The following is a 21725-nucleotide window of genomic DNA, read 5'->3' on the forward strand; positions in this document are numbered from 1 at the left end:
CATGGAATTTTACCAAGAGATCAAAGCCCGGATCAACCGCAGCAATGTGATGGACATGGTCCCGCAATTGCGCGGCCTGACGCTGGGCGAGCGCGAATTGCTGGCGCGCCAGACGGGCACGCGGGTGGTCTATCTGGGCGAGGAAGTGGACAAGGTGCGCAAGGCCGAGGAGGAGGCTGCCCTGCGCGCGCGACCAGTCGGATTTGAACCGGCCGCGCTTAATGGCATCAATGTCGGCTGCGGCAATCGCCTGATTACGCCCCATCTGACCCCGGTGGATATTGCGCGCGATGCGGTCGATGGCGGCCATGCCATGGCCAGCCAGAACGCATGGCTGGCCAGCCCTGACAATCTGCCCTTTCGGGCCGGAACGGTCGATTATATCGTCGCGCTGCATGTGCTGGAACATATCCACGATCCGGTGGCGACGATCCGCTACTGGCTGGATCTGCTGCGTCCGGGCGGGGGGATCGGGCTGGTGCTGCCGGACTGGCGTTATCAATGGGATGCGCGCAATGATGTCAGCCTCTACGGCCACAAATGGAATTCATGCCCCGATGTGATGCTGGGGGCCTATCATCGCCATCTGGCCGGGATCTGCATATTGGAGGCGCTGGCCACGATCCCCTATAAGGGCAGCTTTGATGTGGTCCTGCGTAAACCGGGCCATTTCCAGCCTTTCTCGCTGGACCATGTGCCGCCGCCCGCGCGCCGCGATCACGATCCGACGGGGATGGCTATCTTATAGCGCGATGCGATAAGTTTCCGAGGTCGGGTCCAGCGCGGGGTGGTGCAGCGGGTCGACATAGGTTGCCGTGCCCCAGCGCTCCTGCAACAGCGCCAGCTCGCGCCGATAGCGTTCGACCTGCGTGGCATGGGTGTCGCGCGCGCGGCTCTTGCTTTCATGATGGACCAGCACCGCGCGCGGCTCGTACATATTGTAATAGCCCGCAGCTTGCAGCTTCATGCACAGATCGACATCGTTGAAAGCCACCGCAAAGCCGGATTCGTCCAGCCCGCCCACCGACCGGAACAGCGCCTTGCTGACCAGCATACAGGCCCCCGTCACCGCCGATACGCGATGGGGCACATGGGCGCGGGCGAAATAGCCCGGATCGCCATTGCGCTGAAACCTATGCGCATGGCCCGCCGCCTGACCCAGCCCGATCACCACGCCGGCATGCTGGATCGTGCCATCGGGATAGAGCAATTTGGCCCCTACCGCCCCGACGCCGCGCCGCACCACCTGACGCACCATCGTCGAGAGCCAGTTTTCATCCATGATCTCAATATCATTATTGAGCAGGCACAGATATTCGCCCCGCGCTTCGCGCGCGCCCAGATTGTTGAGCGCCGACCAGTTGAAAGGCACGTCATGCCGGATCACGCGCACCCGCGGATTGCCCGAAACGCGCGCGAAATAGTCCAGCGTCTCGGCCTCGACGCTGCCATTGTCGATGATCAGGATTTCGATATTGCGATACCGCGTGCCATTCAGAACCCCGGTCACGCATTTGCGCAAAAACTGGACCTGATCACGGGTGGGAATGATAATCGAGATCAGCGGTTGCATTTCGGGCATCGGCCAGTCGATCGCCACGGTGCCATGCGCGCCGATCCGCGTCGATGCGCCCAGCGGCGCGACATGGTGGGCCACCGCCGCCGCCCGCGCAGCCAGCGCATCGGGGTCATGCGCGTCCACCGCCTGGCGATGGGCGATCACGCGGGGCACATGGACAACCTCTGCCTGGGCGGTGATGTTGATCAGCATCGCATAAAGCCCCGCCGCCGAGAGCGCGGGATGGATCGGCGGCGTCGCCAGCGCATCTTCACGCCGGACCAGACAGGCCGTTGACAGGTAATCATGCGCCAGAAACAGGTCCGGGTTCCATCGCGGTTTGAACCATGGATGGCTGCGCAGACCCTTGCGGTTGATGCGGTCCTCGTCGCCATAGAGCACACCGGCTTCGGGATTGGCCACCACCGCCTTGGCCAGATGGTAAAGCGCATCGGGCGCCAGCAGCGTATCGGCGCCCAGCGGCAGAACATAGTCGCCGGTCGCGCCTTCTATGCCCTGCATCAGCGCTTTGGCCGGATTGTCGGTACGCCCGGGCACCAGCGTCAGGCGCGGCACCACCGGGGTGCGGGTGGGCATCGCCTCGCGCGATTGGGCCAGCACCATTTCCCATTCGCCATAGGTCTGCGCCTCAAGCGCGGCGATGCGGCGTTCGACATCGGCGGTGGTTTCGCCCGGCGCGTGATAGACCAGCACCGAAATACGCGGCCGCACCGGCCATTCGGGCCAGTCCAGCGCGGCCTTGGCCAGCATTTCAGGGCGCCGTTCGACCAGAGCGATCCAGTCGCGATAGGCATTGGGGCCCTGTTCCAGACAGGCGCGCAGCCGATTTCGGGCGCGCGCTTTCTTACCCGTCAGGCGCCAATAAAGCGCCTCTGCGGCAAGTTTGGGCCGGCGCAGGGCCGTATAAAACAAGATTTTGTAAAAATTCACCATTGCTCGATGGGTAAAATCCTTTGCCACATCTCTTGTTGCACTGCAAAACGTTGGACGCAAGGCAGGCTTTTGCTAAAACTCTGTGCTATCCATTGCAATTCATAGCGCCGATGGATGCATTGGGTGATCGTTTCACCCCATTCCTCTGGCCGGTCGGGCGCCATTAACGCGCCCTCGTGCCCTTGCGCGGGGGGCCAGCCCTGCGGATAGAGCCCCGCCGCGCCCATGATCGCATGTTCGGTCAGTTTGCTGGCCGAGCGCGCGCGGTCAAACGCGGTCTGCGTCAGAGGGTAAAGCGCCAGGTGGAACCGGTTGCGCGCCATCCAGCGTTGATATTCGGGCCATGTCATCGGTTCGATCCTACGGGCGCGGCTGTGGCGCTCCAGCCCTTGATCGATGGTGCGAGGCGAAAAATAGGTGAAACGCAGATTCTGATGCCGGTCGAGCAGATCGCGCATGATCGGCGCGATGGCGGCCAGAGCGCCGCGATGGCTGCCGCTGCCCAGTTGCACGACCTGTAAAGGCGCGCCGCGCGCCAGCGGGGCAAAATGCGCGCCATCGGCCAAGGGTTGCCGCCACGCCGGATCAATCCGCATGATCGGCCCGGCGCGATTCCGAGCCAGCCTTTGCGCCAGCACTTCCGAGGCGGCCAGCACAATATCGGCCCGCGCCAGCAGATCGCGGTGAAACGCCTGCTGGAACCAGGCCAGCCGCGCCCGATAGGTATCCGGCAAAAGCGGGCAGACCGCCCCCGCCGCCACATCATCGTCGATCACATAGACCATCGGCCCGCGCCAGTTCAGCGCCATGCGCATCACCTTCGGCCTGTCCTGTCGAATCAGCACGAAGGCATCGCCCGCGATAAAGGCATTGGCCCCTGCCGCCCGGATCGGCCTCTTGCCCCATCCTAAACATGGGCGCACCCATGGCGCCATGGCATTGCGAAAATAGAGGTCGGTGGAGGGCAGGCGGTTCATGCGCCAAGCCAGCGGGCGCGCTGTTGGCAGGCATGGGCAATCGCGCGCTCCACCGGCCAGATCGCCCCGCCCTGCGGATCGACATAGCGCGCCGCCTCAACCATCGCGGCATGGACCAGATCCTCGATGCCTGCTGCGCGCCGCCGCGCCGGGGCGGCCATGGCGTCCTGCGTCAGGCCCCATCCGGCATAAAAGGGCATGCCGAAACAATGGACCGCCCGCCCGTGCATCAACGCTTCAAACCCGATCAGCGAGGTGACCGTATAGACCGCCGAAGCCCCCCGGATCAGGCGCACCGGATGGCATCCATCGTCGATCACCCGGATGCGTGGATGATCGAGCGCATCCGTCGGGATCCAGCCCGCCTTTCCATGGGTGCGTACATCGGGATGCACCTTGACCAGCACGTCATGGCCGGGCCAGTCTTGCAGCGCGGCGCGCAGCATGGCGGCAAAATCCGCGCCTTGGCCCAGCCCCATCGCCACCGACAGATCGCCATGGCATTGGTCGGCCACCAGAACATAGCGTTCGGGCAGGGGCCCGGCATAGTCGCGCGCATGGTTGTATTTCGACAGGCCGCTGTTCCGCCAAAGCGCGATCAGCGCGCGCGCGCGCGGGGCCTGATCCGGGGTTGCCCCCCGCGCGGTGGCGATCTCGATCCGGCTTGGGCGCGAGGCATCGTAGTAACAGCCAAGATCATCGACGATCAGCGAGAGCGGCGGATCATTGCGCGCCACCGAGCGTAGAAACCCATCCTCCAGCAGCGCAAAGGGCAGCCGCAACAGCCGCGCCGCCATTTCCGCCCGCCGTCCCGAAGGCTTGCGCCCCCAGCCGACCAGCGCTCGACCATGATCGGCCAGAAAGGCGTCGAAATGGGAAATGCGGCCAATCGCGCGATTGGTGGGGATGGCCATAGGCTCCGGCTTTTCGTTTTCAGATGGGCGTTGATTATCCCCGCTCTGCCGCCTTGAGTATCGCGGATGCATCCGTATTGCGCCGTAATCTGGAGCCAACTGTTCGTGCGGAGGGGGCCGGGCCGGTGATATGCGCAAAAGAGCGGGGCAAGGGGCCGCGCGCGGGATCTGAGGTCGGCATGAACAGGATGAGCGTGAGGCAATTGGTGGCGGCTTTGCCCATGATGCTGGGCGCCTGCGCCACCCTGCCGGTCAGCGGGCCGACCGGACGGCAGGTGATGGCCCATGCGGCGGGGCAGGAGGAGAAATCCTTTCGAATCGTCGCGGTGGATTCGCAGGCCGCTCTGCCGGTGGCGCCGGTTCTGGCCGGGGCGGCGGGCGATGATGGCGCGGCCCCGCCCACCGATATGATCGGGCCGGGCGATATGCTCGATATCCAGATCTATGAGGCAGGCGTCAGCCTGTTTGCCGGCACGCACCCGGCGACCGCCGCCATTAATGGCGCGGCGCAGGCCGAGCGGCTGCCCATGATGCGCGTGGATGATAGGGGCGAGATCTTTGTGCCGTTTGTCGGGCGGATGCGCGCGGGCGGGATGACATCGACGCAACTGGCCGGGGCGATTCGGGGTGCTCTGAAGGGTCTGTCGCAAAATCCGCAGGTGGTGGTGGGCATTGCCCAGTCGGTGACCAACAGCGTCATTCTGGGCGGCGAAGTGGCGCGGCCCGGACGACTGGTGCTGACCAGCAACCGTGAAACCCTGCCCGAGGTGATCGCGCTTTCGGGCGGCTATCGGGGCGAGGCAAAGGATCTGGCCGTGCAGGTGACGCGCGGGGCGCGGGCGCAGGAATTTCGCCTTGCCGAAGCGATGCAGGGCGCGGCGCGCGATTGGCGCATCCGCCCCGGCGACCAGATCGAGATCATCAAGAAACCGCAGACCTTTGCCGTTCTGGGCGCGGCGGGCCGGGTAGAACAACTGCCTTTTTCCGCCCCCTCGGTCAGCTTGGCCGAGGCGCTGTCGGCGGCGGGCGGCCCCAATCCCAATCTGGGCGATGCCAAAGCGGTGTTCATCTTCCGCTTTGACGCTGGTGGAGCGGGGGCGGCGGAGGCGCCCACCGTCTATCACATCAACATGATGAACCCTGGCAGCGTCTTTTTGGCCCAGCGTTTTGTTATGCGCGACAAGGATGTCCTCTATATCGGCAATGCCGCCGCCAATCAGCCCGGCAAGCTGATCCAGTTGGTAAGCCAGTTGTTCAGCCCGATCATTGCGGTGCAGGGGGCTTTGGTGAACACCGGGGTGGTGAGGTAGGGTTTTGAGTTTTGCCCACCGGAGGCAAAACGAACCTCACCCCATCAACCGTTCCACCGCATTGGCGATCAGGATCCGCGTGGCAGACTCGCTGGCCAGCCCGCCGCGCACGAGGCAGTGGCGGTGCAGCACCCGGCAGAAGGCGTCATAGATCACGCCATCGGGCGGCGTGGGGGCGGTCCAGAATTGCGCCAGCGGTTGCTCATCAACGATGCCGGGGATGGCATAGACCGCCCGGCCCAGCGCCTTGACCGGGATACCGCCCGCCAGTGCAAAGGTGGCCGAGGTGGAATTGACCACGACCATTGCCCGCGCACCTTGCGCCAGCGTATTGAGATCGCCGCCCGCCAGATGGATCAGCCGGTTGCCCAGCCCCATCGCGCGTGCGCGGTCGCGCACATAGGCGCCCCATCCTCCCAGCGTGGCGTCGAGCGGATGCTCCTTGATGACAAGGCTGGTTTCGGGCGGAGCATGGGCGGCAAAGCTGGCAAGCACATAGTCGGCGGCTTGACGCATCGAGGAAAAGGGGGAGTGGACGCGGATTTGATAATCCGAGGATAATTGCAGGGGGAAGAGGAAATAATCGCTCTCCTTCAACATCTTGAGCGCGGTCTGCGTTTGTGCTGCTCGTTGCCCGCGTGTCAGATATTTGGCGACCCAGCCCAATCCTTCCAGCATGATCGAGCCGGGCCGGTGCGAGCGGTAGAAGGGATAGCGCAGGGTTATCGCGCCCAGCACCATATGGCCGAAATAGCCCCATGTATCGCGTACCCGCCGCCCCAATGAAGCGCCAATAGACGGCTGGGGCGCAGGGCTGGGCAGATTGTGTGCGGCGACCAGAATATCCTGCGGGCTGCGCGGCAGGGGAGAGTGGCCATTGACCCCGTCGCGCTCCAGCGTCAGCCAGTTGGGGCGGATATAACCCTCTTCGAACACATGGACCCGCACCCCGATAAGGCGCGCCATCTGGTGGGCCGCCATGTGCATGGGGCGGCAATCGCCGAACAGCACCAGATCGGTTATTCCTGACCGGCGCAGATAATGGTCAATGAACAGCGGCCATCCTCCCTGCGTGCCGCGATAGTTTGTGGCGCGATGAGCCCCGGAGGGGGCGGCAATTACGCCGGGCCAGTCATGCTCGTCACCTCCATTCAGGTTGATGCGACGCACTTCTTGCCCGTTTTTGGCAAGGGTTTGAGCCAGTTGATAGAAGAACGGGCCCGGCGGTCCCTGTAAAAACAGGAAGCGGCGAACATCCTTGGCCGCGGGCTGGGCAAACTGGTGATCTTGCCGACCCGCCGGAATGAAAGGGCGGTGCGGTAATAGCGCCACCGCGCTTTCACGCTGAAAAGAGTTTGCGGGCCTTGCCTGCACATTGAGTCGAAAGACGCCGGAGTTTGACATGGGCATCCCATTATGGGGAATAGTTAACGATGATCTTTTTGTAATGTGGTTGTTTATTGGCTGTAAGTCTAGAAAATAGAGCGATTTTTCCGCTTTTTCTATTAGTAACTCCTCCGTATTGGAATTAATGATGTTTGGGTGTGATGGGCGGCCCCAGCGTAGCTGAGGGACAGAAGAATTGAGCCAAATCGGCATCCATGTAAAAATATAATATCCTATAAGGTAATTTCCTCTCTTCCATTTTGATGCGTCGATTTCTCGCGGCTCGGTCCCGATGCTGTATTTCCCACTTGCAGCAGGCATTTCGGCGCGACTTTTACCCTGTCTGTCGTCCCGGACAGCCCGGCAAACGGGCATATTTCCGACTTCTGCGTTTTCGTATGAAACGGCGTCTTCCAGCCAAAAACCGGATTTTATTTTGAGGCACTGTGCGAAATGCAATAAACTGGGATCATGGTCGATATGGGTGGATTTACGTGCCTTGCTGTGGCACTCGCCAATTCAATTCTCGTGATTCAGCGGTGAAAGGGCAACATGCAGAAGATTACCCCGGTTATTCTGTGCGGCGGTAGTGGCACCCGTTTGTGGCCGCGCAGCCGTGCGGTGAAGCCCAAGCCGTTCCTGCCGCTCGTGGGGAATGTGACCCTGTTCGAACAGGGCATTGCACGGGCCAGTGATCGCGCCATTTTCGATGCGCCTATGATCGTGACCGGCACCAAACATCTCGATCATGTTGAAAGCCAGTTGGGCGGCGCTCCTGATGCGCGAATTCTGGTGGAACCTTCGGCGCGCAACACGGCGGCGGCGATTGCTTTGGCCGCTTTGCGCATGGCCCCCGATGATGTGATGCTGGTCTGCCCCAGCGATCACCATATCGGTGATCCTGCCAGTTTTGTGACCGCCGCGCAGGCCGCCGGGCGGCTGGCGCAGGAAGGTTGGCTTGTCGCATTTGGCATTACGGCCACCGCGCCGGAAACCGGATTTGGTTACGTCAAGCGTGGCGAGGCGATCAGCGCGGATGGCTTCAAGGTCGACCGCTTTGTCGAAAAGCCCCATCTGGAACGCGCGATGGAATTTCTGGCCGAAGGTTCCTATGCATGGAATGGTGGCATCTTTGCGATGCGCGCGGGCGATTTCCTCAAGGAACTGGGCACTCATCGCCCCGCCATTCTTGAAGGCGTGGCGCAGGCGGTGGCCAACGGGACCGTCGATGGCCGACGTTTCCATCCCGATGCCGCCGCCTTCAACGCGGTGGAAAGCGATTCGATCGACTATGCGGTGATGGAAAAGACCGACCGCGCTGCGGTGGTCCCTGCCAATATGGCATGGTCCGACATCGGCAACTGGCACGCCCTGTGGGAGGCGCGCGACAAGGACGAAGCGGGCAACAGCGTGATCGGCGAGGCGGAACTTGTCGGCTGTCGCAACGTTCTGGTGGAAAGCGACGGGCCGAAGGTTTCGGTGGTCGGCCTTGAAGGCGTCATGGTGGTGGTCGATGGCAGCGACGTGCTGGTGACCAGTGTGCCGGGCGTGCAGAAGGTCGGCAAATTGCTGGGCGCGGTGAATCAGTAATCGGCCGATCATGACGCAGGAGGCGGTTTTGAGCGAGATTCTGCTGCCCATCAGACAGGTGGAAAAGCCTTGGGGTTGCGAAGTTCTGCCGCGTCCCTTTGTCGCGCCTAAAGGGGCGCGCATCGGCGAAATCTGGTTCGAACCGCCTGCACAACTGCCTGAACTTCTGGTGAAATATATCTTCACCAGCGATAAGCTCTCGGTTCAGGTTCACCCCAGCGACCGCCAGACGATGGCCAAGGGACTGGGCCGTCAGGGCAAGGAGGAATGCTGGCTGGTGATCGCCGCCGAGCAGGATGCGCGCCTTGGCATCGGGTTTGACCGCGCGGTCGACACCGAAACCTTGCGCGCCGCCGCGCTTGATGGGCGGATCGAGGATATGCTGGTCTGGCATAAGGTCTCGCCGGGCGATTTCTTCTATATTCCGGCCAACACCGTCCATGCCATCGGCGCGGGCGTCAGTGTGATCGAAATCCAGCAGAACAGCGATATCACCTATCGCCTGTTCGATTATGGTCGCCCGCGCGAATTGCATCTGGACGAGGGTCTGGCCGTTTCGCTGGGCGAGGTTTACGATCTGGCGCGCTGGCACAAGCGCCTGCCCGAAACGGGCACGGTGGCGCTGGTCGATGGGCCCTATTTCCGGCTGGACCGGGTCAATGGCGTGGCCGATCAGAATTTGCTGGCGCGTTATCCGCAAGGGCCGCTGCTGGTGGTGCCGATCTCGGGGCTGGTGATGGTCAGGGGCGAGACGGTGCCGGCGGGCGCCTGCGCAAAAGCTGCCGGTTTGGAGGAGATTAGCTGGGAAAGCGATGCGCTTTGGCTCGTCGCCCAGCCTGTCTCAGAGTAAACACATAGATCTGAAGGGCGGGCATTAACGGTCCGCTCCCGGCCCCGAACGGGCCGGATGCCGCCCAAAGGGTTGCCGGATCGCATGAATTACCCCGCTCTATCCCCCGCCCTGACCGCCGCTATGCCCAGCCCGGCGCAGATCGCCACGATCCGGGGCCGGGGCCGCGCCATCATCGCACATGAGGCCGAGGCGCTGCGCCATCTGGGCGAGGGGCTGGATGACAGTTTCGCGCGGGCCTGCTGGCTGATCGCGGGGGCGCGGCGGCGGCTGGTGGTGTCGGGCATGGGCAAATCGGGACATATCGGGCGCAAGATCGCCGCCTCATTTTCCGCCACGGGCACGGCGGCGCTGTTCCTGCATCCGGCGGAGGCCTCGCACGGCGATCTGGGCATGATGATGGCCGGAGACGTGCTGCTGGTGCTTTCCAATTCGGGCAATACGGGCGAATTGGGGTCGGTGCTGCGCCATGCGCGGGCGTTGGGGGTGGCAATCATCGGCATGGTGGCGTGTTCGCGCTCGATGGTGGGTAATATGGCCGATGTGCTGCTGTTGCTGCCCGACCGGCCCGAGGCTTGCCAGGACAGTTTTGCGCCCACGACTTCGACGGTGATGCAGCTGGCGCTGGGTGATGCGCTGGCGCTCTCGGTGATGGAGGCGCGCGGGGTGGGGCGGGGCCAGATCCGCGCTCTGCATCCGGGCGGCGCGATAGGCCAGCGGCTGACCCCGGTGGGCGAGGTGATGCACCGTACGGGATTGCCGCTGGTGGCGCCCGATGCGCCGATGTCCGATGTGGTGCCGGTGATCAGCGATCATCGCTATGGGCTGGCCGGGGTGGTGGACGGGGCGGGGCGGTTGCTGGGGGTGATCTCCGACGGCGATCTGCGGCGGCATTTCAGCACTCTGGCCGAGAGAACAGCGGGCGAGGTGATGACGCGCGATCCGCTTTCGCTTTGCGCCGATATGGTGGCGGTCGATGCGCTGAAATGGATGAACGAGGCCAAGATCACGGCCGCCTTTGTCGTCGCACCCATGGCGGGGGGCGAGGGCGTGCCTTTGGGCATCGTGCATATGCATGATCTGTTGCCGATGGGGCTGGAACCGGCATGATCCGTTTTGCGATTGTGATCCCGGCGCGCTTTGCCTCGACGCGCTATCCGGGCAAGCCGCTGGCCATGCTGCGCGGGGGGCGGGGGCGGGCAAGGTCGCTGATCGAGCGGAGCTGGCGCGCGGCTATGGCGGTGCGCGCGCCGGGGCTGGCGGGCGTATGGGTGGCCACTGATGATGCGCGGATCGCCGAGGCCGCGCGCGGGTTTGGAGCAAAGGTGGTGATGACCTCGCCCTCTTGCCGCAATGGCACGGAGCGCTGCGCCGAGGCTATGGCGCAATTGCCGCCGGTCGATGTTGTGGTCAATTTGCAGGGGGACGCGCCGTTAACGCCTGCCGGGCTGATCCCCGATCTGGTGCAGGCACTGGCCGCGCGGCCCGATGCGGCCATGGCCACGGCGGCCTTTCGCGCCAGCGCGGGGGCCTATGCCCATCTGGCCGGGGATGCGGCGGCCGGGCGCGTGGGGGGCACCACGGCGGTCTGCGCGCAGGATGGGCGGGCGTTGTATTTTTCCAAGCGGTTGCTGCCTTTTGTGCCGGATGGCGATGGGGCGCCGCATCGCGCGGTGCGGCTGCATCTGGGGCTTTACGCCTATCGGCCCGAGGCCCTGCGCTGGTATGCGGCCCAGCCGGTTTCGCCGTTGGAGGCACTGGAGGGGCTGGAGCAATTGCGCTTTCTGGAAGGCGACGCGCCCGTGATCGTGCAGAGCCATGATGCGCCCGAATGGGATTGTGTCGAGCTGAACAACCCGGAGGATGTTCCGGCAATTGAGGCCATTTTGGCGCAGCGTTCGATGGACTGATGGACCGCATCGGTTACAAAGATCGTATGTCGCATGAAAGTCAGACCTTCGCCGCCGATGCCCCCAAACGCGGGGCGGGCAAGCTACGCCTGAATGAGAGCATCGTCTTTGCCAATGACCGGCCCTTTGTGCTGATCGGGGGCATGAATGTGATCGAGGACCGCGATCAACTGATGCGCTTGGCCGAGCACTTTGTCACAGTCACCGGGCGTCTGCGCATCCCCTATGTGTTCAAGGCCAGCTTTGACAAGGCCAACCGATCCTCGCTGCGCTCGTTTCGCGGGCCGGGGCTGGAGGCGGGACTGCGCATGCTGGAGGAGGTGCGGCAGACTTTTGGCGTGCCGGTGCTGACCGATGTGCATGAACCTTATCAGGCCGCGCAGGTGGCTCAGGTGGCCGATATTCTGCAATTGCCCGCCTTCCTCGCGCGGCAGAGCGATCTTGTCGAGGCAATCGCGGCCACGGGCGCTGTGGTCAATGTGAAAAAGCCGCAATTCCTCGCGCCCCACGAAATGCGCCATATCATCGCCAAATGTGAGGAGGCGGGCAATGCGCGTGTGCTGCTGTGCGAGCGAGGATCGTGCTTTGGCTATAACAATCTGGTGGTCGATATGCTGGGGATGGACCTGATGAAGGACTATGCCCCGGTGGTCTTTGACGTAACCCATGCGTTGCAGCGCCCCGGCGGCCGCGCCGACAGCGCCGATGGGCGGGGTTCTCAGGTGGGCGCGCTGGCGCGGGCGGGCATGGCGGTGGGCATAGCGGGCCTGTTTCTTGAGGCGCATCCCGATCCGGCGGTGGCGAAATGCGATGGGCCTTGCGCGTTGCCTCTGCACGATCTTGAGCCGTTTTTGCGCGATATTCAGGCGATTGACGATGCGGTGAAATTGCCGGCCGCGTAATGGTTTTCCTGCGCATCCCTCCGTTTCCGCGCCATCGCGCTGGAGATCTGGTGAGGCCGGGGGGGCGGTGCGACGAGGATCCGCGCGAGGTCGCCCGCGCCTTGGTGGAGGAGCGTGTGGGGGGCGCGTTCTGGGCGCCGGGGGGCGATCCGTGGAGCGGGCAGGGCGATCCGGCCGAGCGGGCGTTGGTGGAGCAATTGCGCGAGGGGCGCGCGGAAAAGGTAATGGCGCAGGGCGCGCCGCGCGATCCGTTTACCGGCGCGCCGATGGGCTTTGTCGCGGCGGCGCGGATGCTGGGCGGATGGCGGCGGATGATCGAAGGCAATCGCCGGACCGCTGCGATTTTCGGCATTGCCGGGTGGAAGCGCGAGACGCTGGACGCCTTGCTCTGGGATGGGGCGGGGGTGCCCTATCGGCGGACAGGTGCGGGGCTGGGCGCGGGGGATCGCGTGCTGGCTTGGGTGGCGCGATGCGGGGGCGGGTTGGGCCGCGATCTGGCGGCGCGGGGAGTGATGTCGGGCGAGATCGAGGACGGCTTTATCCGGTCGAGCGGGCTTGGCGCGCATTGCGTGCCGCCGCTCTCGGTGATTGTCGATCCGATGGGCTCCTATGTCGATCCGGCGCGGGAAAACGGGCTGGAGGCGATGCTGGCGAGGGGCGGCTTTGCGCCTGATGTGCTGGCCCGCGCGGCGGATCTGCGATCCCGCCTGATTGACGGAGGGATCTGCAAATATGGCGCGGGCGCGGTGGGCGCCGCGCTGCTGCCCCAAACGCGCCGCCGAGTGCTGGTGACGGGGCAGGTGGAGGATGACCGCGCGGTGCTGCTGGGCGGGGCGGGCTGCGACAATCGTGCCTTGCTGGCGCGGGCGCGGCATGAAGAGCCGGGGGCCGAGATCATCTATAAGCCTCATCCCGATGTTGAGGCGGGGCATCGCAAGGGCGCGATTCCCGATGCCGAAATCCTGCGCCATGCCGACCGGATCGAGCGCAAGGCCTCGATTGCGGGCCTGCTGGGGCAGGTCGATGCACTCCATGTCATTTCCTCGCTGGCCGGGTTTGAGGCGCTGCTGCGCGGGGTGGAGGTCATCACCCATGGCCAGCCGTTCTATGCCGGATGGGGGCTGACGCGCGATCTGGGGCCGCCCATGCCGCGCCGGGGGCGGGGGTGCAGCATTGAGGAAATGGTGGCTGCCGCGCTGATCCTCTATCCGCGCTATCTCGATCCGGTCACGCGGCTGCCTTGCCCGGTTGAGATGGTGGTGGACCGTATGGCGCAGGGGCAGGCGCGGATCGGCGGGCCTTTGGTGTGGGCGCGGATGGCGCAGGGGCGGCTGCGGCGGGTGGTGTCCGGGGTTTAAGGGGTCGCAAAGCCGTGAAACAGGAAGGCAAAACAGGCCAATCGCGCGAAACCCCCGGATTTATCCCCAGAATCGCTTCCCTGACGTTATGAAACTCTTGCTGCGCGCCGATGGTGCGTTAGGAAGGTGATCCGAATTGGCGGATGTTTGGTCGAATCCGCGCTGTCCCGCCGGTTCGGACCGGTTTTACGCTTGGGGTCCGCTGTCGATTGCCGCTGGGGACCTCCACACAGTTTGGGAACAGAAACGCCATGAAAGCCACGATCGAACGCGCGACCTTGCTGCGTTGTTTGAGCCATGTGCAATCGGTGGTGGAACGGCGCAATACCATCCCCATCCTCTCCAACGTTCTGATCGAGGCCAGCGGCAGCGGTTCGGTCCGCCTGATGGCCACCGACCTTGATCTTCAGGTGGTCGAGCATCTGCCCGCCGTCAGCGTCGAGGCGCCCGGCGCGATCACGGTTTCGGCCCATCTGCTTTTCGACATCGCGCGCAAGCTGCCCGATGGCTCGCAGGTCTCGCTGCAAACCGCCGAGAACCGCCTTGTCATCAAGGCCGGGCGCAGCCGGTTCCAACTGCCGACCCTGCCGCGTGACGATTTCCCCGTGATTATCGAGGGCGATCTGCCGACCAGCTTCGAAGTGCCCGCCGCCACGCTCGCGCAGTTGATCGACCGTACTCGCTTTGCCATCAGCACCGAGGAAACACGTTACTATCTCAACGGCATCTTCCTCCATGTCTCCGAGGAAGAGCTGAAGGCTGCGGCCACCGATGGCCACCGTCTGGCGCGCTTCACGCTGGCCAAGCCGGAAGGCGCCGATGGCATGCCCGACGTGATCGTGCCGCGCAAATGTGTGGGCGAATTGCGCAAGCTGCTCGACGAACATGCCGACAGCAACGTCAGCATCGACCTGTCGGCCAGCAAGATCCGCTTCTCGCTGGGCGGCGAAGAGGGAGTGGTGCTGACCAGCAAGCTGATCGACGGCACGTTCCCCGATTACAACCGCGTGATCCCGACCGGCAATGACAAGCTGCTGCGGCTGGACCCCAAGAGCTTCTATGAAGCGGTGGACCGCGTGGCCACTATCGCCACGGAAAAGACCCGCGCGGTGAAAATGGCGCTGGAAACCGACCGCGTGACGCTGTCCGTGACCTCTCCCGACAATGGTACGGCGGCCGAAGAACTGCCTGCCGATTACGGTTCGACCGGCTTTGAGATCGGTTTTAACGCGACCTATCTCAAGGACATCCTGAACCAGATCGATGGCGATAATGTGGAGCTGCATCTGGCCGATGCCGGTGCGCCGACCCTGATCCGTCAGAGCGACAAGAGCCCTGCGCTCTATGTGCTGATGCCGATGCGGGTGTGATGGGCCGATTGATTTTTGGTTGAAAAGGGGCGGGGGCTTTCGGGCTTTCCCGCCTTTTTTGTTGTTTTGCCTCCGGCGGGCAAAGGGCGGGCCCCTTTGCAATCCCGTTACTGTCGGCGTCGTGGTTCGTGGGCGGCGATGTGTTTTGGGCTGGGGTGAAGGGTGGATAAGCCGCTTCGCGGGAAGAAAAGGGACTGTCCGGAGACGGTGCTATTGCCGACATTGAGCATTCACGGCAATTGAGAGGAATGGCGAACGAACTGGCGAAAGCGATCACCAAAATTATTTGCCCGATCCTTCTGACAGAGGGATTCCGCAGAGCCCGAAGGCATGTGTTCATCCGCGCCGAGAACAGCATTGTTCAGAGGCTGGATTTTCAGCTTAACGGCTGGGGCGGGCGAGATTTTTGTGTAAACATTTCTGCGAACCTCGTCGCCGCCAATGAATTTGTGGCACTTCAGCCCGGCTTTCGGCTGAAATACGATAGCAATGGCGGAGGTAATTGGCTGCCTTCAAATACGAAAGAGAAGGCGGAAAACTCTTTAGATTCAGTGCTTAAAGCGATTCGTGTTGAGGCGCTGCCCTATTTCGAAAAAATTAGGTCGATCGAAGGTTTCGCGGCGCTTTTGGCCAACGAACAATGGGGAGCAGCCCATCACTTGAGCTTCCAACGTGGTGTCGCGGCGGCAACTGGTGGCGATACACCCAATGCGCTGCTGCATCTGAGCAACGCGATACGTCTCTACCAAGAAGATGGTCGAGAGTGGTGTGACCATTATGTCGCCCGGGCTAAAATATTGATTGAGGGGCTTCAAGAAGGGAGCGAACGCAATATTCTCGCTCAATGGGAGGAGGTCAATCGCCCAGCGCATGGGATCGGTTAGCCCTAACTTTGCCGACATAAACTATTAGCGCCGCAGGCAACAAAACCTGCCACCTCGCCCCAAAATGCCGCGCTAAATCTAGAGCGCAACGCCGACAGTAACGGGATTGCAAAGGGACAAGTCCCTTTGCCCGCCGGAGGCATAAAACCCCCCGAAAACCCGGATCAGAACCGCCAAACCCGCTGTGCCACCATACGCGCGGGGGCAACGCTCTTGCGGGCCGCCTTGTCGGCATAGAGGCGGCAGTCGGCGGATTGGATGAGGGCGGCGGCATCGGCGCCTTCGAGGGGGGCGATGGCGGTGCCGAAGCTGGCGCCGATGGGCACGATGATGCCGTTCCACACGATGGGCAGCGAGAGGCCCGCGCGCACCGCAGCGATTTCGCCCAGCGCGAGCTGCTGGCCGCGTGAGATGTCGTAGAGCATGGCGAATTCGTCGCCGCCCAACCGGGCCACGCAGAGCGCGCGCGCGCCGAGGCGCTGCATCCGGTGGGCCACTTCGGCCAGGATGGCGTCGCCTGCCAGATGGCCGTGGGTGTCATTGGCCTGCTTCAGCCCGTCCAGATCGGCCAGCACCAGCATCATCGGCCGGTCGCGGTGCAGCCTGTCCTTCAGCATGCGCATAAAGGCCAGCCGGTTGTCCAGCCCCGTCAGCGGATCGGTCAGCGAGGCGCGGATCGCCTGATGCTGCTGCGTCAGCATGGCCAGCGTTTCGTTGAATTTGGCCAGCACGACATGGATTTGCATCGCCGTCATCAGCACCAGCATCAGCGCCAGCGCGCGCATACCCAGCGAATCATAGAGCGCCAGTTTCAGCGCAATCGGGGCGACCGCGCCGACCATCCCGGCTATGGCCGCGCGCGGCACGCCCAGCAGGCAGGAGGCGCTGGTCAGCGCGGCAATGGAGATGAAAACCGGCGCGACCATGCAATATTGGTGCGAGGCATGAGTAAACGCGTTGGCGGCCCAGATCCCGGCGATCAGCCCGACCGGCGCGCTCATCATGCTGGCGCGGCGCAGGTGGCGATAGATCTGGGCGCGCGGGATGGGGCCGGGGCCGCGATTGCGGCGGCGGTTGCGGATCAGGACATAGAGACAGATGGCCGAAATCAGCCCGGCGGGGCCCCATTGCTGCCACTGCGGCAAATTGCCGCGCAGCGCCAGCGCCGTGGCCAGCGAATGAATGCCCAGCAACAGGCACAGCCATGGCAGGTGGGCGCTGACGCGCTGATATTGCAGGCGCACCATCGCGCCGGCCACACGGGGCGGCACGGCGGCGGTGAAAGGGCAAAACAGGCGGCGACGCAAGACAGGCCATCGCCCGCGCGCAGAGCGGTCTGACAAATTCCGTTTTGGATCGACCGGCAATTTGTCACTCCCCCTATCTCTGCTGACACCAGAGTTAAGTGGAAATGACTAATTCAGAGTTAAGCTAACAAGCTTTTAATGCTTACCCGCAGCAGCAAGCATTTGATCGAAGGCTACGAATTTCTCACGCGGGGCGCCATCGCGGGCGCGGGCTACTTCGGCTTCGTCAATCTTTCGCCAATCGCGGAAAGTAACGAAATCGACCCCGCGCGCGGCGGCCAGAGCCTCGAAGCCGGCGCGGCCCCGCTTGTTGCCGGGGGCGGGGAAATCTTCTGCGATGCGGTCGACGATGGCGAAGCCGTCGGGGCGGTTGGTGCCGATCGTGCCGGACGGCCCGCGCCGCGCCCAGCCCACGCAATAAAGGCCGGGCAGGATGCGTCCTTCCTCATTGGCGAATCGCCCGGCGGCGGTGTCATAAGGCACGCCCTCGATGGGGTTGGTGCGATAGCCGATGGCCGAGATCACCAGATCGGCCGGGACCTGATAGAACTCGCCCGTGCCCCCCGCGCGGCCATCGACCAGAGCGGTGCGTTCGACCTCTATCGCCTGTACCGCGCCGCCCCCGTTATCATCGCCGATCAAAGCATGCGGGGCGGCGAAGAAGTCGAAGTTGATGGTAAAGGGCTTGTCCGAGGGCGTATCGGCGGCAAAAGCGCGCAGATGCTGGATCGATTTGCGCATACCCGGATCGAGCGCGGCATCCTCGGCCTCGGGCGGCAGATCGGCGGGATCGACGCGCGGGCGGGCGCGTTCCAGACTGCCCAGTTCGCCCAGTTCCTTGGGGGTCATCGCGATCTGATGCGGGCCGCGTCGGCCAAGGATCGTGACCGAGGTCAGTTTGGACGCTCTGAGCGCATCGAGCGCGTGGGCGACAATATCGGCGCCCTCAAACTCTTGCGGCACCTTGGCCAGAATACGCGCAATATCGAGCGCGACATTGCCGTTGCCGATGACCACCGCATGGCCTCCGGCAAAATCAGGGGCCAAATCGGCAAAATGGGGATGGCCATTATACCAGCCGACAAAGGCCGCGCTGCCGAACACATTGCCCAGATCGCTGCCGGGAATTTCCAGCGTGCGATCCGATGGCGCGCCCGTGGCCAGCACCACCGCGTCATACAATTCCTGCAATTCGGCAATCGAGATATCGCGCCCCACCGCCACCTTGCCGACAAAGCGCACATTGGGGGCCTGCGCCACCGCATCATAGCGTTTTGCAACGCCCTTGATCGATTGGTGATCGGGGGCCACCCCGCTGCGGATCAGGCCAAAGGGCACCGGCTGAAGATCGAAGATATCGACATGCACCTCCTCGCCCCAGCGCTTGAGCGCGGCTTCGGCGGTGTAATATCCGGCGGGGCCGGAACCGATGATGGCAAGATGCAGCATGGGTCTGATGCTCTCCCTTTCTGGCGCCAGCGGGCGCTTTCTTTTGTCGCGTTACGGGCATTCTCGCGTTGATTCTTATCACATACCTGTTTGCCCCCGGTTGCAAGCCCGGATGCGCGCGCGGCTCCGCAGATGTCCTTAACGCGATTTAAAAGCATTTCGGGCAGTTCGGGTTGCATGACTTCACCAATTCCCACAGGGGCAAATCAGGCGTGACCAAGTCCAATCGGGCGCAAGCCCTGCTGCGAAAAGCCGAAACGCCTGCACCCGCCCCGGCGATGGAGCGCCGCCGCGCCAGCCCGCCGCCAGAGCCTGAGTCGAGCCCGGTCGATGTCACGCATCTGCGCCGCAAAAGCGATCCGGTCCGGCGCGAGAGTGAGCCCTATCTGGGCTATTTCATGATTTCCGAAGGCTGGCCGATGACCGCGATTGCGATGGGCATCGCGGCCATGATGCTCTGGCTCAATCAGTTTCGGATGCCGGGGCCGGTGGTGCTGGGTCTGCTGGGAGCGGCGGTGGCGATGGTGGCGGCCGCGCGCCTGTTCGTTTCGTTTGAACGCACCAGTCGCCGCCCGCTGGGGCTGCGCGTGGTCGCGATGGTAGCCGGGGTGGTCGTGCCTATGCTGCTTTATGGCGGCGGCATGGCGCTGTGGATCAAATCGGGGATGATGGACGAGCCGGTCCTGCTGGTCGGCGCTTTGCTGGTGGTGGGGCTGGTGATGGCGGTCACGCTGTCGGGGCGGTTGTTCACGATGGTGGCGGCCAAGCTGGCGCTGTGGACCCCTATCGCGCTGGCGCTGGGCTCGGTCTATACGCTGGTGACGCTGGTGTTAGGCGGAGCGATCGGTCTGGTGGCGGCGCTGCGCCAATTGGCCATCGACCGCGCGGGACAGGCCGAACAGCGTGAGATGCGCCATGCCCAGATGCGCGCCGAAGAATTGCTGAACGAATTTGAAAAGACCGGGCAGGGCTGGTTCTGGGAAACGGACCGCAAGGGGGCGCTGACCTATGTGTCGCCCAATATCATCGCCTTGCTGGGCCGCGAGGAGAGTGATCTGATCGGTCGCCCGCTGACCGATCTGTTCGTGATGCAGGAGCAGGAGCAGGTGGGCGAGCGCACCTTGCTGTTCCATCTCAACGCGCGTTCGGGTTTTACCGATCTGGCGCTGCGCGCGGCCAAGGATGGGGATGAGCAATGGTGGGCGGTCAACGGTCGTCCGGTCTATGACGCCTTCAACAATTTCCTGGGCTTTCGCGGCGCGGGCAGCGATCTGACCGAAAAGCGGCGCAGCGAGCAGCATGCCACGCGCCTGGCCCATTTCGATTCGCTGACCGGGCTGGCCAATCGGTTCCAGATGAGCCAGACGCTGGAAAAGATCCTGTCGGCGCCCAAGGTCGATCATCGCGATTGCGCGGTGTTCCTGCTCGATCTCGACCGGTTCAAGCAGGTCAACGATACAATGGGCCATCCGGCGGGCGATGCGCTGCTGAAACAGGTGTCCCAGCGTTTGCAGCGCACCGTGGGCGAGATGGGCCGTGTGGGCCGTTTGGGCGGGGATGAGTTCAAGGTCATCCTGCCGGGGCGCATCGCGCGCGACAAGCTGGCCATGCTGGCCACCAGTATCATCGAGAATCTGTCTCAGCCCTATTCGATTGACGGCGCGCGCGTGGTGATCGGGGCCAGCATCGGTATTGCCATGGCTCCCGACGATGGGGTGACCAGCGAGGCGATCATCCGCAATGCTGACCTTGCGCTTTATGCCGCCAAGGATCGCGGGCGCGGGGTCTATCACTTCTATGACGAGGAACTGCATTCCGACGCCGAGGAGCGCCGCCAGCTTGAACATGACCTGCGCGATGCGCTCTCGCATGGCGGGCTGGAATTGTATTATCAGCCCTCGGTGGCGTTGAGCCAGCAGAAGATCACCGGTTTCGAGGCGCTGCTGCGTTGGAACCATCCGACGATGGGGCGCCTGTCGCCCGCCAAATTCGTCGAGGTGGCCGAGGATACCGGTCTCATCACCCAGATCGGCGAGTGGGCGCTGCGCACGGCCTGCCACGATCTGGCCCGCTGGCCCGAGCATGTGCGGGTGGCGGTCAATGTCTCGCCTTTGCAATTTGCAAATCCGGCGCTGCCCACGATCATCACCAATGCGCTGGCGGCCGCAGGCGTCGATCCTGCGCGGTTGGAACTGGAAATCACCGAAAGCGTGTTTTTGAACGACAGCGCCAATACGGACGCGATGTTCACCGCGCTCAAGCGGATCGGCGTGCGTCTGGCGCTCGATGATTTCGGCACCGGCTATTCTTCGCTCGGCTATCTGAAAAAGGCGCCTTTCGACAAGATCAAGATCGACCAGAGTTTTGTGCGCGGCGCGACCATGCCGGGCAGCCGCAATGGTGCGATCATCGCCTCGATCGTCAGCCTTGCCGATGCGCTTGGCATGGAGACGACGGCAGAAGGCGTAGAGACGCTCGACGAACTCGATCTGGTGCGCGAACTGGGTTGCAGCCATGTGCAGGGCTATATCTTCTCCAAGCCCCTGCCGCGCGACGAGGCCGACATGCGGCTGAGCGAGGGCGGCATTATCGAGGCGAGGGGGCCGCGCTCGGCCCGCGCGCCGCGCCGCACGATGCTGCGCAAGGTGATGATGGAGGCACAGGGCCGCCGCTATCCCGCCACGATCCGCAACATTTCGGAAAATGGCGCGATGTTCGAAGGGCTGATGGATGTGCCGATGGGCATGGAAATGCTGATCGAGCTGTCCGATGAATTGAGCGTGGGGGCCACGGTACGCTGGAGCCGCTATGGCCGCACGGGCGTGGTTTTCGCCGAACCCGTGGCCTTTGACGGCAGCGGCGCGATCACCCGCGCCAGTCTGTTCGGCCCGCAGGACCGCGACGGCGAGGCGCCGATCTACCGACAGGTGGGATAGGAGGTTTTATTCGGTACGCCTTGGCGATCCGGCTAAGGCTTGCGGCGAGCTTTGATATTGGCGTGATACA

Annotated in this window: 17 protein-coding genes; 11 read left to right on the forward strand and 6 right to left on the reverse strand. The window is 63.6% G+C overall.

Annotation, left to right across the window (positions count from 1 at the left end; all coding sequences use genetic code 11):
* Window position 1 precedes the first annotated feature (1 nt).
* Window positions 2-748, forward strand: coding sequence for a methyltransferase domain-containing protein (locus FHW96_RS03435; protein WP_172339159.1), 747 nt, complete (start codon window positions 2-4; stop codon window positions 746-748).
* Here the strand turns inward: FHW96_RS03435 and FHW96_RS03440 are convergent.
* The 3 genes from FHW96_RS03440 to FHW96_RS03450 are packed head-to-tail and all read right to left on the reverse strand — an operon-like array spanning window position 743 to window position 4403.
* Window positions 743-2491 carry a glycosyltransferase family 2 protein gene (locus FHW96_RS03440; RefSeq protein ID WP_172339160.1) on the reverse strand — a complete coding sequence of 583 codons (1749 nt, stop codon included), beginning with the start codon at window positions 2489-2491 and terminating at the stop codon, window positions 743-745. The two genes, FHW96_RS03435 and FHW96_RS03440, sit on opposite strands and share 6 nt — an antisense overlap.
* Window positions 2492-2505: 14 nt before the next feature.
* Window positions 2506-3489, reverse strand: a complete 984-nt coding sequence (locus FHW96_RS03445) for a hypothetical protein (RefSeq protein WP_172339161.1) — start codon at window positions 3487-3489, stop codon at window positions 2506-2508.
* The gene (locus FHW96_RS03450) at window positions 3486-4403 is read right to left on the reverse strand and encodes a hypothetical protein (protein ID WP_172339162.1); all 918 of its coding nucleotides are present in this window, start codon (window positions 4401-4403) and stop codon (window positions 3486-3488) included. Before FHW96_RS03450 ends, FHW96_RS03445 begins: the two co-directional genes overlap by 4 nt.
* 179 nt (window positions 4404-4582) lie before the next feature.
* Between FHW96_RS03450 and FHW96_RS03455 the strand changes: the two genes are divergently transcribed.
* The gene (locus FHW96_RS03455; RefSeq protein ID WP_253950709.1) at window positions 4583-5713 is read left to right on the forward strand and encodes a polysaccharide biosynthesis/export family protein; all 1131 of its coding nucleotides are present in this window, start codon (window positions 4583-4585) and stop codon (window positions 5711-5713) included.
* A gap of 36 nt (window positions 5714-5749) precedes the next feature.
* Here the strand turns inward: FHW96_RS03455 and FHW96_RS03460 are convergent, their stop codons facing one another.
* On the reverse strand, window positions 5750-6883 hold the full coding sequence (locus tag FHW96_RS03460) for a capsule biosynthesis protein (RefSeq protein WP_371815618.1): 1134 nt from the start codon (window positions 6881-6883) through the stop codon (window positions 5750-5752).
* A 768-nt stretch (window positions 6884-7651) separates the two neighbouring features.
* On the opposite strand from FHW96_RS03460, the gene FHW96_RS03465 reads away from it, so the two are divergent.
* The 8 genes from FHW96_RS03465 (at window position 7652) to FHW96_RS03500 (ending at window position 15963) form a co-directional block, all read left to right on the forward strand.
* Window positions 7652-8689: a mannose-1-phosphate guanylyltransferase gene (locus FHW96_RS03465; protein ID WP_172339164.1), complete on the forward strand. Its 1038-nt coding sequence runs from the start codon at window positions 7652-7654 to the stop codon at window positions 8687-8689.
* A 10-nt stretch (window positions 8690-8699) separates the two neighbouring features.
* On the forward strand, window positions 8700-9539 hold the full coding sequence (locus FHW96_RS03470) for a class I mannose-6-phosphate isomerase (RefSeq protein ID WP_172339165.1): 840 nt from the start codon (window positions 8700-8702) through the stop codon (window positions 9537-9539).
* A gap of 84 nt (window positions 9540-9623) precedes the next feature.
* Window positions 9624-10649 carry an SIS domain-containing protein gene (locus tag FHW96_RS03475; protein ID WP_253950711.1) on the forward strand — a complete coding sequence of 342 codons (1026 nt, stop codon included), beginning with the start codon at window positions 9624-9626 and terminating at the stop codon, window positions 10647-10649.
* A complete protein-coding gene (locus FHW96_RS03480) occupies window positions 10646-11449 on the forward strand; it encodes a 3-deoxy-manno-octulosonate cytidylyltransferase (RefSeq protein WP_216650753.1) in 804 nt (267 codons plus the stop codon). Before FHW96_RS03475 ends, FHW96_RS03480 begins: the two co-directional genes overlap by 4 nt.
* The gene (kdsA, locus tag FHW96_RS03485) at window positions 11449-12351 is read left to right on the forward strand and encodes a 3-deoxy-8-phosphooctulonate synthase (RefSeq protein ID WP_253950712.1); all 903 of its coding nucleotides are present in this window, start codon (window positions 11449-11451) and stop codon (window positions 12349-12351) included. Before FHW96_RS03480 ends, kdsA begins: the two co-directional genes overlap by 1 nt.
* On the forward strand, window positions 12351-13709 hold the full coding sequence (locus FHW96_RS03490; protein WP_172339166.1) for a beta-3-deoxy-D-manno-oct-2-ulosonic acid transferase: 1359 nt from the start codon (window positions 12351-12353) through the stop codon (window positions 13707-13709). Before kdsA ends, FHW96_RS03490 begins: the two co-directional genes overlap by 1 nt.
* A 251-nt stretch (window positions 13710-13960) precedes the next feature.
* The gene (dnaN, locus tag FHW96_RS03495; RefSeq protein WP_172339167.1) at window positions 13961-15079 is read left to right on the forward strand and encodes a DNA polymerase III subunit beta; all 1119 of its coding nucleotides are present in this window, start codon (window positions 13961-13963) and stop codon (window positions 15077-15079) included.
* Between the two features lie 248 nt (window positions 15080-15327).
* Complete coding sequence (locus FHW96_RS03500) at window positions 15328-15963, forward strand: DUF4304 domain-containing protein (protein WP_172339168.1); 636 nt, start codon at window positions 15328-15330, stop codon at window positions 15961-15963.
* A 164-nt stretch (window positions 15964-16127) separates the two neighbouring features.
* Here the strand turns inward: FHW96_RS03500 and FHW96_RS26645 are convergent, their stop codons facing one another.
* The gene (locus tag FHW96_RS26645) at window positions 16128-17234 is read right to left on the reverse strand and encodes a diguanylate cyclase (protein ID WP_172339169.1); all 1107 of its coding nucleotides are present in this window, start codon (window positions 17232-17234) and stop codon (window positions 16128-16130) included.
* Between the two features lie 171 nt (window positions 17235-17405).
* Complete coding sequence (locus tag FHW96_RS03510) at window positions 17406-18719, reverse strand: FAD-dependent oxidoreductase (protein WP_172339170.1); 1314 nt, start codon at window positions 18717-18719, stop codon at window positions 17406-17408.
* A gap of 212 nt (window positions 18720-18931) precedes the next feature.
* On the opposite strand from FHW96_RS03510, the gene FHW96_RS03515 reads away from it, so the two are divergent.
* On the forward strand, window positions 18932-21655 hold the full coding sequence (locus tag FHW96_RS03515) for an EAL domain-containing protein (RefSeq protein ID WP_371815619.1): 2724 nt from the start codon (window positions 18932-18934) through the stop codon (window positions 21653-21655).
* Window positions 21656-21725: the final 70 nt, after the last annotated feature.

It is taken from the genome of Novosphingobium sp. SG751A, from assembly GCF_013149295.1.
Taxonomy (GTDB): domain Bacteria; phylum Pseudomonadota; class Alphaproteobacteria; order Sphingomonadales; family Sphingomonadaceae; genus Novosphingobium.